Origin of the sequence: Amylolactobacillus amylotrophicus DSM 20534 (assembly GCF_001434555.1) — a bacterium.
Taxonomy (GTDB): domain Bacteria; phylum Bacillota; class Bacilli; order Lactobacillales; family Lactobacillaceae; genus Amylolactobacillus; species Amylolactobacillus amylophilus.
On record NZ_AZCV01000002.1, the window covers coordinates 215,604 to 228,828 of the forward strand.

The 13,225-nt window shown below is 45.8% G+C and carries 13 protein-coding genes; 3 read left to right on the forward strand and 10 right to left on the reverse strand.

Features of this window, described 5'->3' with window-relative positions:
* Positions 1-24 precede the first annotated feature (24 nt).
* Positions 25-1,581: an L-lactate permease gene (locus FC62_RS03925; protein WP_056945921.1), complete on the forward strand. Its 1,557-nt coding sequence runs from the start codon at positions 25-27 to the stop codon at positions 1,579-1,581.
* Between the two features lie 139 nt (positions 1,582-1,720).
* Here FC62_RS03925 and FC62_RS03930 read toward each other — a convergent pair whose 3' ends face one another.
* Positions 1,721-2,425, reverse strand: coding sequence for an FAD-dependent oxidoreductase (locus FC62_RS03930; RefSeq protein WP_056945920.1), 705 nt, complete (start codon positions 2,423-2,425; stop codon positions 1,721-1,723).
* On the opposite strand from FC62_RS03930, the gene FC62_RS03935 reads away from it, so the two are divergent.
* Positions 2,384-2,968, forward strand: coding sequence for a hypothetical protein (locus tag FC62_RS03935; RefSeq protein ID WP_056945919.1), 585 nt, complete (start codon positions 2,384-2,386; stop codon positions 2,966-2,968). The genes FC62_RS03930 and FC62_RS03935 overlap by 42 nt on opposite strands.
* Here FC62_RS03935 and FC62_RS03940 read toward each other — a convergent pair.
* The 6 genes from FC62_RS03940 to FC62_RS03965 form a co-directional block, all read right to left on the reverse strand.
* Positions 2,925-3,287, reverse strand: coding sequence for an HAD hydrolase family protein (locus FC62_RS03940; RefSeq protein ID WP_141322600.1), 363 nt, complete (start codon positions 3,285-3,287; stop codon positions 2,925-2,927). The genes FC62_RS03935 and FC62_RS03940 overlap by 44 nt on opposite strands.
* Before the next feature lie 180 nt (positions 3,288-3,467).
* Positions 3,468-5,423, reverse strand: coding sequence for an asparagine synthase (glutamine-hydrolyzing) (gene asnB, locus FC62_RS03945; RefSeq protein WP_056945917.1), 1,956 nt, complete (start codon positions 5,421-5,423; stop codon positions 3,468-3,470).
* 88 nt (positions 5,424-5,511) lie between these two features.
* Complete coding sequence (locus tag FC62_RS03950; RefSeq protein ID WP_056945916.1) at positions 5,512-6,897, reverse strand: metallophosphoesterase; 1,386 nt, start codon at positions 6,895-6,897, stop codon at positions 5,512-5,514.
* Positions 6,878-8,182: a thymidine phosphorylase gene (locus tag FC62_RS03955; protein WP_056945915.1), complete on the reverse strand. Its 1,305-nt coding sequence runs from the start codon at positions 8,180-8,182 to the stop codon at positions 6,878-6,880. The genes FC62_RS03950 and FC62_RS03955 overlap by 20 nt, the downstream gene beginning before the upstream one ends.
* 48 nt (positions 8,183-8,230) lie before the next feature.
* Positions 8,231-8,719: a hypothetical protein gene (locus FC62_RS03960; RefSeq protein ID WP_054746302.1), complete on the reverse strand. Its 489-nt coding sequence runs from the start codon at positions 8,717-8,719 to the stop codon at positions 8,231-8,233.
* Positions 8,720-8,773: 54 nt separating this feature from the next.
* Positions 8,774-9,967, reverse strand: a complete 1,194-nt coding sequence (locus FC62_RS03965) for a cation diffusion facilitator family transporter (protein ID WP_056945914.1) — start codon at positions 9,965-9,967, stop codon at positions 8,774-8,776.
* A 62-nt stretch (positions 9,968-10,029) separates the two neighbouring features.
* Between FC62_RS03965 and FC62_RS03970 the strand changes: the two genes are divergently transcribed.
* The gene (locus FC62_RS03970; RefSeq protein ID WP_056945913.1) at positions 10,030-10,620 is read left to right on the forward strand and encodes a DNA-3-methyladenine glycosylase I; all 591 of its coding nucleotides are present in this window, start codon (positions 10,030-10,032) and stop codon (positions 10,618-10,620) included.
* A 180-nt stretch (positions 10,621-10,800) separates the two neighbouring features.
* On the opposite strand, the gene phnE (FC62_RS03975) is transcribed toward FC62_RS03970, so the two are convergent.
* Genes phnE (FC62_RS03975) through phnC form a run of 3 tightly spaced genes read right to left on the reverse strand, consistent with a single transcriptional unit; the run spans position 10,801 to position 13,177 of the window.
* Positions 10,801-11,613, reverse strand: coding sequence for a phosphonate ABC transporter, permease protein PhnE (phnE, locus tag FC62_RS03975; protein ID WP_056945912.1), 813 nt, complete (start codon positions 11,611-11,613; stop codon positions 10,801-10,803).
* On the reverse strand, positions 11,613-12,404 hold the full coding sequence (gene phnE / locus FC62_RS03980) for a phosphonate ABC transporter, permease protein PhnE (RefSeq protein WP_056945911.1): 792 nt from the start codon (positions 12,402-12,404) through the stop codon (positions 11,613-11,615). The genes phnE (FC62_RS03975) and phnE (FC62_RS03980) overlap by 1 nt, the downstream gene beginning before the upstream one ends.
* Positions 12,404-13,177, reverse strand: coding sequence for a phosphonate ABC transporter ATP-binding protein (gene phnC / locus FC62_RS03985; RefSeq protein WP_056945910.1), 774 nt, complete (start codon positions 13,175-13,177; stop codon positions 12,404-12,406). Before phnC ends, phnE (FC62_RS03980) begins: the two co-directional genes overlap by 1 nt.
* Positions 13,178-13,225 lie beyond the last annotated feature (48 nt).

Genomic DNA, 13,225 nt, shown 5'->3' on the forward strand with positions numbered 1-13,225 from the left:
GTCACTGAAATTTGGAGGATAATTATGTTACCATCTTGGGCTTTAGTTATTTGTGCAATCATTCCCATTATTTGGCTGATTATCTCCCTGGCAGTCCTTAAGATGCCCGGGCAACGCGCCATTCCAATCGGCCTGATAATCACTATCGGACTGGCCATCTTTGCCTTTCAGATGCCCGTGCTTGACTCACTGACAGCGGCGCTCCAAGGAATTGTGAATGGTCTTTGGCCAATCGTCTACATCATCATTGCGGCTGTTTTCACCTACAATGTGGTCACCAAATCCGGCGGGATGGATACCATCAAGGCGATGCTTTCAAGCGTCTCAAATGATAAAAGAATACTGGTTCTCATCCTGGCCTGGGGACTTGGCGGCTTCTTAGAGGCAATTGCGGGGTTCGGGACGGCTGTGGCCATTCCGGCGGGAATACTCGCGGCATTCGGCATGAATCCAGTCCTCGCCGCCGTGATCTGTTTGGTGGCCAATACGACGCCAACGGCTTTTGGTGCAATTGGGCTGCCGGTTTCGACACTGGCACAGGTTGGTGGTCTAGATCCACTTCAGCTTTCACTCTTTGTGTCGTTACAACTTTTCTTACTTATCTTAATCGTACCGTTCATTCTGGTCTTCCTGGCTGGCGGTGGTTTAAAAGGTCTAAAAGGCGTGTTTTTGATCACACTAGCAGCAGGCCTCTCCTTCGCTATTCCCCAGGTGATTATCGCGCGATTCCTTGGTCCTGAACTACCAGCGATTCTCGGCTCACTTGTGACCCTTGGCACGGTAATTCTGATTGCTAGCAAAATGAAGAAGAAAAACGCTGGTTTTGACTTTGCCAAGACCCAGGACGATACCGCGCAACCAAAGCTGACGTTCAGTAAGGCGCTGAACGCTTGGGCACCGTTCATTCTCGTGTTTACATTCATCATCCTAGCCTCCCCACTCGTCCCGCCAATTAACCAGGGGCTGAAGAGCATCACAACCTCTATTTCCATTTACCAGGGCACGGGGCATGCGCCATTAGTTGTGGATTGGCTTGGTAATCCGGGCACACTCATTATTCTCGCTACAGTAATAGGCGGTTTAATTCAGAAGTTGTCATTCGGCCAAATATTCCAGACACTTTGGCAGACAATCGTTCAGCTGCGCAAGTCTGCGGTAACCGTCATGGGAATTGTGGGTCTGGCCAAAGTAATGACGTACAGCGGCATGATTGGCTCCATCTCAACGTTCTTAGTTGCAACCACCGGGCCAATCTACCCGATTATCGCCCCAATTATCGGCGCCCTTGGCACGTTCATCACCGGTAGTGATACATCAAGTAACATCTTGTTCGGTCGCCTGCAGGTCGATGCCGCCAACTCACTAGGCGCCAACCCCTACTGGATCGCGAGCGCGAACATGGCTGGTGCCACTGCCGGCAAAATGATCTCACCACAGAGCATCTCGGTAGCCACGGCCGCCACCGGAATGGTTGGCGAGGAAGGAAATATCTTGAAACGGGTGGCAAAATACTGTTTCATCTACGTCGCCCTTATCTGTATCGTGGTTTACGGCGTGGGCCTAATTGCCCACTTGGTCTAAGCTTAAGCAACGCATAACCATATTAGAGTACAAACCAAAAAGACATTAACCAATCGGAATTAATTTCGATCAAGTTAATGTCTTTTATTATTAATTTTTTCGCTAAATAGAGTCGACTATTGTATTAGTACAACTAGGATTAAATTCCTGCAAAGAGATCGTTAAACGTCTCCGCCATCGTTGGGTGGGAATAGATTTGGTCACGGAGTGCAGTTGCTGGAATCTGCTGGTTCATCGCAAGCGAGATGAGATTGATAATCTCGTATGATTCTTCGTCGTAGATAGTTGCACCAAGAATCAGCTTCGTCTTCTTGCCTACGATAGCTTGGAAAATTCCTCTTGGATCGCCAATTACCTTATATTTCGGCGCGGTTTTGGTCAGAACAGAGACCACATCAACAGCCAAATTCTGTTCCTTCGCAGCTTTCGCACTCAGGCCAATGGTCGCTACTGCTGGGTGTAAGAAAGTTGTGTTTGGATAGATTGGGCGATTGGTCAACGTTCTTGTCTGATCGCCAAACAGTTGGTTATTGACAATTCTGTAGTCATCGAGTGAAATATAGGTAAACTGTGGTCCACCGTTCAAATCACCCAATGCCCAAACACCGGGTACATTAGTCTCCAGCTTCTCGTTCACAGGTACGCTACCGCGTGGACCAACATTTAGGCTGGTATTCTCAAGCACTAATTCCTTGGTATTCGGTGTTCTACCAGTAGCCACCAGCAAGCCGTCAACCACGAGCTTCTCACTTACGCCACCAACCTCATAGGTTAATTCGACTTGGTCAGCGACATCGCGTACTTGTTTCAGACCGGCACCAACACAAGTGGCACAACTGTCCAAGCCCTTCCAGGCGAACAGATTCATGAAGAGCACACTTTTAAATTAACAGCTCTTGGTAACAAAAAACTGCCAATCACCGGTCAGACCGTGACCCTATACTTACCACCACAAACAACATTTGTACCCCGCTCACTAAAGATTAACGGCCAAACTTACACGACTAACATCACCACCACTGGTAATAAAATCACTCTGCCAAACGGTTTGGTTAAGCTAAATGATGAGGTCAAGCTTGAGTTTGACTACAAGATGAATACGACCTTTAATTCGACTGTGCAGACTCACGTTGGTAGTTTCGACGGTAGCGTCACAAGTGGCGCAACAACAAAGCCAATTATCGCTTCCAGCAATACTAATACAATTACATATCCTGCTGAGGAATTGACCTTGCTAGAGGCTCCAAAGAGCGTGAACTTCGGCAGTCAAGAACTACCATTTCGGCGGACCACCTATAACGCTCAAGCTGCTGTAGGTGGTCGTAATATTGCTCCATCTCCTGCTAGTAGCCCGGTGAAGCCGTACGAAGGATATAGGCGCTTCTAGCACCGCAGACAGTAATATCCAGGTGAGGTACATCTTGGACAATTTCCAGCACCTTAGCAACCCGTGCCGCACTGAAGAAGTGAGTTTGATAGATGTGGTCCATCGACCTGATGTACGCGCCGTTCTCCGCAATATAAATGGTGTCTGGATATTCCGCAAAAAATGATTGGAGTTTATAATATTGGTTCCCGCTAGCAACCACAAACTTGATTCCCTGGGCCACCATCTGCTGGTGCACATCAGCAAATAACGATCTGTCGTATGTCTTGTCATCGCGCAGAAATGTCCCATCCATATCGGTGGCAATCAATTTAATCATCGCAGTTAAATCCTCTTCCAGCATCTAATTTACCTTCACATTACCAGATGGAGCTAGCTATGGTAACGGATAGTTGATACTTAGTTTCTTAGCTAGTGAGAAGGCGCGGAGATACTCCTCTTCCCATTCGTCATAAAAAAGCCCCCAAACTGGAGGCTTTTCTTTTAGGGATTTTTCCAATCAAGTATTCACCAACAACCCTTGCTCCTGTAGTTCCTCAACCTCAGGTTGGATGCGTTGGTACTTCTTGACCGTATTCTCGTAATCGACGAAATACAGCTTATACCAAGTCAGAAAAGTAAAGACAGTCCAGACCTGGCGCCGCTTCGAACCATCACCATGATAGTTATCATCGAGTAACTGCAGCACCTTTTCTTGGTCAAATATGTCATTGACAAATGGTTCTGCGAATAATTCGCGTATTTGTTTATAGTATTGTTCATCATGGAGCCATTCCTTGACTGGTACCGGGAAACCCAGTTTAGGTCTGTTAGACCATGATGCCGGCAATACGCTCTTACTTGCTTCGCGTAACGCATACTTGGTGTCATGGCTGTTCATCAGGTAGCTGGTTGGGATTGAGTTCGCAAGTTCTGCTACCTTGCGATCTAGATACGGCACTCGCAACTCCAATGAATGGGCCATCGATATTTTATCCGCTTTTTGCAAAATATCGTTCACCAAGAAGTGATGGAGGTCAATATATTGCATCTGCTTTACCGCATCAGCATCCTTAACCTTCACGAAATCTTTCTTGTAAAGGAGGTTTGTAGTTAATTTATTCCTATATGTCGGCTGGAGGATATCATTCGCATCCTTTGCAGTAAAGACCGTTGGGTAGTTCATGTCGTAAATCACGGATTGACCAACGAAATATTCTGACGGTTCCGCTAAGTTAGTATAGAAATTGACTTTGCCATGGAAATCAGACAGCTTACGAACACCACGGGCTAGCTTGCCTTTAATACCCTTAGGTAACTTCTTCAATCCAGCGGTGAAGACCTTGATGACAGAGCTATGTGTGTGCATCCCGTAGTTCACGTAGCCGGCAAATAACTCGTCGGCCCCCTCACCAGACAACGCCACAGTTACATGCTTGCGCGCCAATTTCGTTAGGTACCATAGTGGTACCACGCTTGGGTTGGCATCCGGTTCATCCATGTGATACTGCATCTCCGGAAAATCCCGGAAGGCCTCCGCACCACTAACGCGATCCTCGTAAAATTCGAAGTTTTTGAGCTTAGCTAAGTCCCGTGCGTTTTTGACCTCATCAAAAGTCCGGTCGTCAAAGCCGATGCTGAAAACCTTCTCCGGCTTCAAAACACTGGTAACATAGCTAGAGTCAATTCCCTCGGATAAGAAACTGCCCACGGGTACATCTGCGATATTATGGAGCGCAACGGATTCTTCGATTGAGTCCTGAATTCGCTCCACTGTCTCCTCGAAGCTCAGGCTGTTCTCAACGTAACTTGCATCCCAGTATTGGTTAATATCCATCTGACCATCTTTAAAGCTGAACCAATTTCCAGCAGGAAACTTGTGCACACCCTTAAAGAAGGTCTCGTTCAAATCGTTGTATTGATTCATCAAATATGGCTTCACAGCAGTCATATTAAGCTCTTTAACGAAACCAGGATATGCGAGAAATGACTTAATCTCGCTTCCAACAATTAGTTCCTGACCGTCTTGATAGTAGTAAAGTGGCTTAATACCAAAGAAGTCGCGTGCACCAAAGAGTGTCTTGATGTTATCGTCCCAAATCATGAAGCCAAACATTCCGCGAACCTTCTGCAACAAGCCGTCCATTCCATATTCTTCATAGCCGTGAAGTAAAACCTCAGTATCGGATTTCGTCGTGAACACATGACCAGCCTGGATTAATTCTTCTCTTATTTCTTGGTAATTATAGATTTCACCGTTAAACGTGATTGCACGCGAATGATCCTCATTATAGATAGGCTGCATTCCACCAGTTAAATCAATGATTGAGAGACGCCGAAAGCCAAGCGCCACCTCATCATTGGTATATTCACCAGAGCTATTAGGACCACGATGCTTAATCGTATCCATCATCTTATTAATTGCGGTTTTTTTATCATCAATTTCTGGATTCACAAAGCCGATTATTCCACACATATTTCCAACTCCGGTTTTATTTATTTAATACCCCTCGTTATTTGACGTAACTAGTTTCAGTATAATGTTAATTTGCAGTAATTTACAATTAAATTCTAAATACCCGACGAAAACTAGCTGCGCCATAGCCGAATACCTGCAGTATTTGGCGCTCTAAGTCGACATTCAGCACGTAACCGGTAGCCTCTGACGGATGGTCAATCTTCCTATCCCAGCGTTTGTTATAGGAAGTAGTGAGGGCATAACCCTTGCCCATCAGTGCACTACAGTTTAGGAGAATGTACTGAATACCGTTGATTTTGTACTGATCTTCGACGTGCCGGTGCCCACAGACATAGGCGAAGATTCGGCTGTCTGTAATCTGCGAGAAATCAAAACCGTTATACAGCTCAAACTCTTCTGGTACGTCACTAGTATGCAAGTGCCCCTTTGCCCGCTGATTATACGCTACCAGTAGCTCGTGCAACGTCCTACCATTGTATTTTAAGACGTTATTACCCTTGCGGTTAATGATATTCGCATGGCCTAACACCATAATCTCTTTGCCAGAGCTCTCCGATAGCACTTCGATTAGCTCCTCTATCTGATCTTCTCTTACTGCAAGCGTCAGTTTGGTGTCGTACTTTTTGATGCCATTCTCATTCACCAAGTAGGGTACGTCACTGGTGTTGATGAAAATAACCCGTAATTTACCGAAGTCAAAATAGCCCAAGCCATTTTTCTTCGTCACATACCTGATTGAAGGCTGGCGGTACATCGCTGGCCACATGATTGACTCAAATTCACCCTCAGAGAAACTGACGAAGCGGTCATTATGCTCATCGAACTTATCGTTGTCATCGTGGTTGCCCTTAACATTAATGTATGGTGTCTTATTACTAGCAAAAGCATCGCGGAGACCCACTAATCTTTCCGCAGAGACGAAGCCGGCATCGGAACCGTCAATCCAGTCACCTAGGTGAGCCTTCAGATCTAAGATACCACTACTTTCTAGGCGATTAAACTCCTTCACATGCTGCAAGCCATTGGTCCCATAAAAGTCGATGGCATCGACATCCTTGTCATGTGTATCGGTAATAACGCCAATATTGATAGAGTTTGCCGTAATCGAATCCTGTACCCGAGTCGCAAATGAATCAAGGTACTTTTCTACACGATAGCGTGTGCCTTTATTCACATTATAAAATGCCCGAAACCGGTGAATTCGCTTATCAAAGACCCGCACATACTCAGGGGTCAAATCCTGTGCACCGCTCGGAACAAGCGACTGCACTAATTCATCATTATTATTCTTGGTCACCACTAGCTGGAATTCCTTGCCATCAGGGGTGACCTCCGCTGAATCAACATTATAAACACCTGGCTTAGTGTAGTGCTGCATCTCATCAAATGGCACTGTTTTCTGCAATCCAAGCTTACGGCTTAAAGTACGCATTCTAATTAACATAGACGAATCATTCTTCCATAATTTCATAAATTAGCTCCTCTGCAGGCGGCTGGACGGCCGATAAATGATATGCCTGATGGATACTACTTTGTACTTGGTCATCATCGAAACTATTGGCATGGACGGTGACCAGTGGCTCACCTCGATGCACATAGTCCCCTACTTTCTTGTGGATCACTAGACCCACGCCCGGATCAATCTTATCTGTTTTCTTAAGCCGGCCACCACCCAGGTAGACAACCAGCATCCCTAGATCATTAGTATCAATTGCATTCACGTAGCCATCATCTAGCGCAGTAACCACAATCTGATTCTTGGCGTGGGGCATGAGTTGGTAGTTGTCAACAACGCGTACGTCTCCACCTTCTGCCTCAACCAGCTCCTTAAACTTAGCTAATGCACTACCGTCTGCAATCTTTTCCTGCAGGATCGTCCTCGCTGTCTGAATATCCTTTGCTTGCTCTGCCAGAACCAGCATGTACGCCCCTAACTCAATCGTTAGTTTCGTCGTATCCTCTGGACCCTGACCCTTCAGGATATCGATCGACTCCTCTACCTCAAGTGTATTGCCCACCTTCACACCGAGGGGCTGATTCATGTTCGTGATTAAAGCAACCATCTTGGTTTGATGCGCCTGACCGATATCTAGCAGCTGCTTAGCTAATGAACGTGCGTCATCGAAATCCTGCATAAAGGCACCCGAGCCGGTTTTGACATCCAGCACGAGAGCGTTGGTCCCAGAAGCCAGCTTCTTACTCATAATGGAGCTAGCGATTAACGGGATGGAATCCACGGTACCCGTCGTATCCCGCAGCGCGTAAATTTTCTTATCTGCCGGCGCAACATCCTGCGTGGCACTGATAATAGCTGTACCGATGGCCGATACCTGGTCAATAAAATCATCCTCGGTCAAATTAACATTAAAACCGGGAATTGCCTCTAGTTTATCAAGCGTCCCGCCCGTGTGACCAAGGCCACGCCCTGAGATCATCGGATTTTTGACACCAGCCGCCGCAACAAGCGGTGCGAGTGGAATACTAATCTTATCACCCACGCCACCGGTAGAATGTTTATCAACCTTGATTCCCGGAATTAAGCTCAGGTCGAGGACGTCACCGGAATGGAGCATGCTGTCGGCCAAAATACTGGTCTCCTTCGCCGTCATGCCGCGCAAATAAATGGCCATCAACAACGCGCTAGCCTGATAGTCCGGAATCTGACCTTTCGTGTATTCGGTAACGAAGAATTGCAGTTCTGCAGCTGTCAGTTCGTTCCCATCTCGTTTTTTCTTAATGATATCAAGTATCTGCATATTTTTACCAAAAAAGGTCCAGACAAACGTGTCCAGACCTCCCCTCTATTAAGCTTGGTGCTCCAATGCGTAAGTAGCTAATCCAAGCGACAAAATTGCGTCTTTAGAAACATGTTGTTTTAATGCCTCTACACCAATGACCGGCACAACCGCGCCAATCACTTTGAGTCCATAACTAAGAACGTGGAAGTCGACTTTACGGTCATACTTACCTTCCGCAAACGGATCCTCATGATTATAGGTGAAATTGATCTCGCCCTGATTGACGAAGCCGTCTACATGGTTGGTCAGAATTCTGTCAGTAGTTGCTTTAATGGGTTGGTCAAGATTCTGAAGCGTCAGTTTATGATCGGCTTCCTCCTCATAATACTGTTCCTGTGTTAGCTCAAAATACTCGTTGATTGGTCGATTGAGCACCTGCATATAATCAAGCACAGCATAGATGCGCTTACTATCAAGAAATTGTTGGTGTTTGATGATGGCCTCGGCTGAGATAGTTAGGTCGTCAGCTAACGTCATTACGTCTAAATTATCCATGTTTGCCTCCCAAATTACTGATTCCAGTATACCAAAGTGGGACTCAATTTGCAGTTATATTAGCGACTTATCTGCGCCCAAGTCTGTGTGGTCAAAATTAATTTGGACGGTGACGTCCCCTAGTTTCTTGCGCAAATCTTGATTAATTTCTACCAGCCATTCCTCGTCCGAGAACCGGGAATTCTCGGGCACGACAATGTCAAACTGCAGCAGGAAATCACCATTTTTCAACCGTTCAACGTGAAAATCATGAATCTTGAGCCCTGCATGGTAGCCGTTAATCGTCTCCTGACTAATAACGAAAAAACGGGAGAATTTCTTAGAATGGATGTCGATTGGATCAACGTGCACGACCATACTAATTGCATATTTGCGCTGGAAATCACGCTCAATGTGGTCGACAATCTCGTGGGCATAGTCTAAGCTAAAGCTACTATCAAGTTCGATATGCACGATTGCATAGACCATATCGGGACCGTATTGATGAATCATCAAATCATGGAAGCCCAGAATATGGTCGTATTCATCTAGTTGTTGAGTTATTTCTTCAATTAATGCATCATTCGGACGTTGTCCCATCAGCGAATCAATGAAATTCTTAATCAGTAGCACACTAGAGATCACAATAAATAGCGCCACAACAACACCAATGTAGCCATCCAAATTCAAATTGGTCGTCACAGAAATCACAATTGCGATTAAGATGCCAAACGTCGTGAGTGCGTCGTTTCTGGCGTCGCTCGCTGCGGTCATAATCGTCTTTGAGCCGACACTTTGACCGACCTTGCTGTAAATCAGGCGTTGCCACAATTTGATGACAATTGAAAGGAGTAATAATCCGACAGACCAGTAGTTGAGCTCGACAGCAACGGGATGGAGGATTTTCAAGATCGATGAATAGATAAACTGTAATCCAACGTACAGCATAATCATCGCAGTGATGAACCCGGCAATATCCTCAAAGCGTTGGTGGCCGTAGGGATGGCCCTTATCCGGTTGTTTCCCTGAAACGTAGAATCCAACAACAGTCATCACGGATGAAACGAAGTCGAACAGCGAATTGACGGCATCGGCAATAATCGCTACCGAACCCGAGATTAGTCCTACGAAAATTTTGATTGCGAACAAAAGGACGTTAGAGAATAGGCCAACAATGCCCACACTAACCCCGGCACGAACACGCGAATATAACTTATTTCGTGATTGCGCCTTTTGCGTAATTTTGTCTAAAATAAACTTAGTAAACATCGCTAATCCCCACGTCTTACTAACTTTAATTATATCATCACAACAAATGAAAGAAGATAATTATGACTACTAAAAAAAACGAATTAAGTTCAACTAAAGCACTAGTGCGCTGCTCCTGGGGTGCGACTAACGAACCATTAATGCAGGAATACCACGACCAAATTTGGGGTAAGTTCACCACCAACGATACTGAATTATTCGAGTATCTTACTTTAGAAATATTTCAGGCCGGTCTCAGTTGGTCAACTATTATTAATAAGCAAGCTGCATTCAAAACCGCTTTTGCCGGCTATGACTTAAGTCAGATTGCCGCTTTCTCAGATAAAGAGGTAGCGCGATTGTTAAATAATCCGGCAATTATTCGTAATCGCCTCAAGATTAACGCAACCATCAATAATGCAAGAATCGTGCAAGTTCTACAGCAAGAATATGGCTCCTTCAACGCCTATCTCCTATCCGTTTGGCCCGAGATTGTCGACAACCAACCAACAACCGACGAAGAGGTTCCCGCCATATCTGAAGCGGCGATTGCGTTAACCAAGCAACTAAAAAAAGCCGGTCTGAAATTTATCGGACCGACCATTACCTATTCATTTTTAGAAGCAACCGGAAGAATTAACGATCACCTCGTTAGTTGCTCGTTCAAGTACTAACCACTCGCACAAGCACTCTTCTCTAGTGCTCAGAAGCTAACCGTTCGCACAAGCACTCTTCTCTAAATGTGCTTCGCCTTGCAACACTCTCCGCACAACTTATCACCATTCAAGTCACTCTGTGACTTTCTGGTAATCTTGTTGTTGCTCGGTGTAACCCGCAAGTCATTGCACTCTTCTCTATATTAGTCTCTTTCTAATCGTCCCTGAGACATAGTCCACCAATGTGACCATTACAATAATACCCAACAAGATGATACCGACCCGACTCCAGCTTCTTGTCTGCAAAGCAAAGATGAGCGGTGTACCAATACCACCAGCACCAACAATACCAAGAATTGAAGCCGACCGAATGGCCAATTCAAATCTATAAAGTGTGTTTGAGACCAGTTCCGGTAATAACTGTGGCATTGTAGCGAACATAATGACGTTAAACTTCGAACCCCCCGTTGCTACAACGGATTCGTTTGGCCCATCCTCTAAGTTCTCTATTGCCTCACCGAAAAGCTTCGCAAGCATCCCCACAGAGTGGGTACCAACGGCAAGTACACCCGCAAATGCTCCAGGACCTACCGCCTTCGTAAACATTAACGCCAGTACGATTTCTGGGAAAGTCCGCACAAATGACAGGAAGAACTTACCCGAGCCAGAAACAAGCCAGTTAATCCTACTGTTCTTATTTCTCGCCGCCCAAAAGGCGAATGGCAAACTAATGATCGCCGAGATAAATGTCCCAAGAAAAGCAATTGCCACCGTTAGTAGCAGCGTAGTAATCAAGTCTTCACCATCACCGCGCCAGACGTAGCCCCAATCGGGATGAATCAAGCCCTCGAATATTGCTTGACTAACTTTAACAGCATTATCCTTAATCCCGTCAAAGGGGATGTCGGTAAATGACCAAATTAACAGAGCAGCGAGGACCACGATAACGGCCCAGTTTCTAATCTTACGGATTTTTGCTTTAGGTGGTTGTGGTAATAATTTCATTTCCATTATTTGATCAACGCCTCCCGCGAAATGTTACTTACATAATCGATCACCAGGACAACTGCGAAAATCACAAGTACAATTAATCCCGTTTGATCATAACGATAGAGACTAAGACTGCGTTGCAAGAACATTCCGATACCACCGGCACCGATGTAGCCAAGCACCGTTGAGGCACGAATATTTATTTCGAATGCATACAGGACGTAACTAATGAAATACGTCTGGATCTGAGGGAAAACGGCGTACTGAATAATCTGGAGCTTGTTAGCACCGGCGGCCGTCAGCGCCTCAATTGGACCCTCGTCAATCGTCTCGACAGCCTCATAGAACAGCTTACCCACCATGCCAAAAGTGAAGAACGCGAGCGAAATAATACCGGCAACCGGTCCGATCCCAACGATAGCGACGAATATCGCACCAAGAAGCAAGTCAGGGATTGTCCTGACAATATTGAGAATAAAACGAAAGATACTCGTTACGATTTTGTTCTTAACAATATTACGCGAGATGAGTAAAGCGTACGGAAATGCGAGTGCGGCGCCAATCACCGTACCCAGGATGGCCATCTTAATCGTCTCAATCAGCGGCGCAATCACATAGTATGAATAAGACCAGTCGGGGCGAGCCATTTCACCGAAAATCGCACCAAATTGGTCCAGATTACTAAAGAATTCGCCAAAATCTGCACCCGTTGCGCTGATCGAAACAAACAGCCCAATCACCATGACAGCCGTCAGAATCCACTTAGTCGGCCGCAGTGGCCGCTTAGGTAAAGAAATCTCAGGTTTATCCATTATGATTCCTCCACTTGACCCGCGTAGATTTCAGCGATTTGGGCATCGCTAGTCTCGCTCACAGGTCCGTCAAAAACGACCTCTCCGGCACGAATCCCAATAATTCTCGTCCCAAACTCTTTCGCAAGTTCTACGCTGTGGAGGTTTACGATCACAGTCATACCCAGCTCTTGGTTGATCTTTTTCAGGTCAGTCATCACTTTGTGTGTTGTCTGTGGATCAAGCGAAGCCACCGGTTCATCTGCCAGGATGATCTTCGGCGCCTGGCTGAGTACTCGGGCAATCGACACACGCTGTTGCTGCCCACCACTGAGCTCATCCGCCCGGTTATAAACTTTTTCTGCCATATCAACCCGTTGTAGAGCTTCATAGGCCCTTTGTTTATCTTCTTTAGAGAAGAGGTTGAACGTTGTCTTGTAGGCTGGGTAGTATGCCACCCTGCCAGTCAGCACGTTCCGCAAGACTGATGCTCGCTTCACCAGGTTGAAGCTTTGGAAAATCATGCCGATATCGCGGCGAATGTTTCTCAACGACTTACCACGCGCTTCCGTGATGGATTCACCATCGATTAAAATATTACCCTTCGAAATATCGTGTAGTCTGTTGATTGCGCGAAGCAACGTACTTTTGCCGGCACCGGAAAGGCCAACGATCACAACGAATTCACCGTGATTAATATTTAAATCAATGTCTTTTAGACCAACCGTACCATTAGGATAAATCTTTGTAACATGTTGAAGCTCAATAATCGGTTTTGCAGCGACGTCCGCCATTAGTTTTCCCCCAATAAATGTCAATAATTATCATTACTAATGATATCA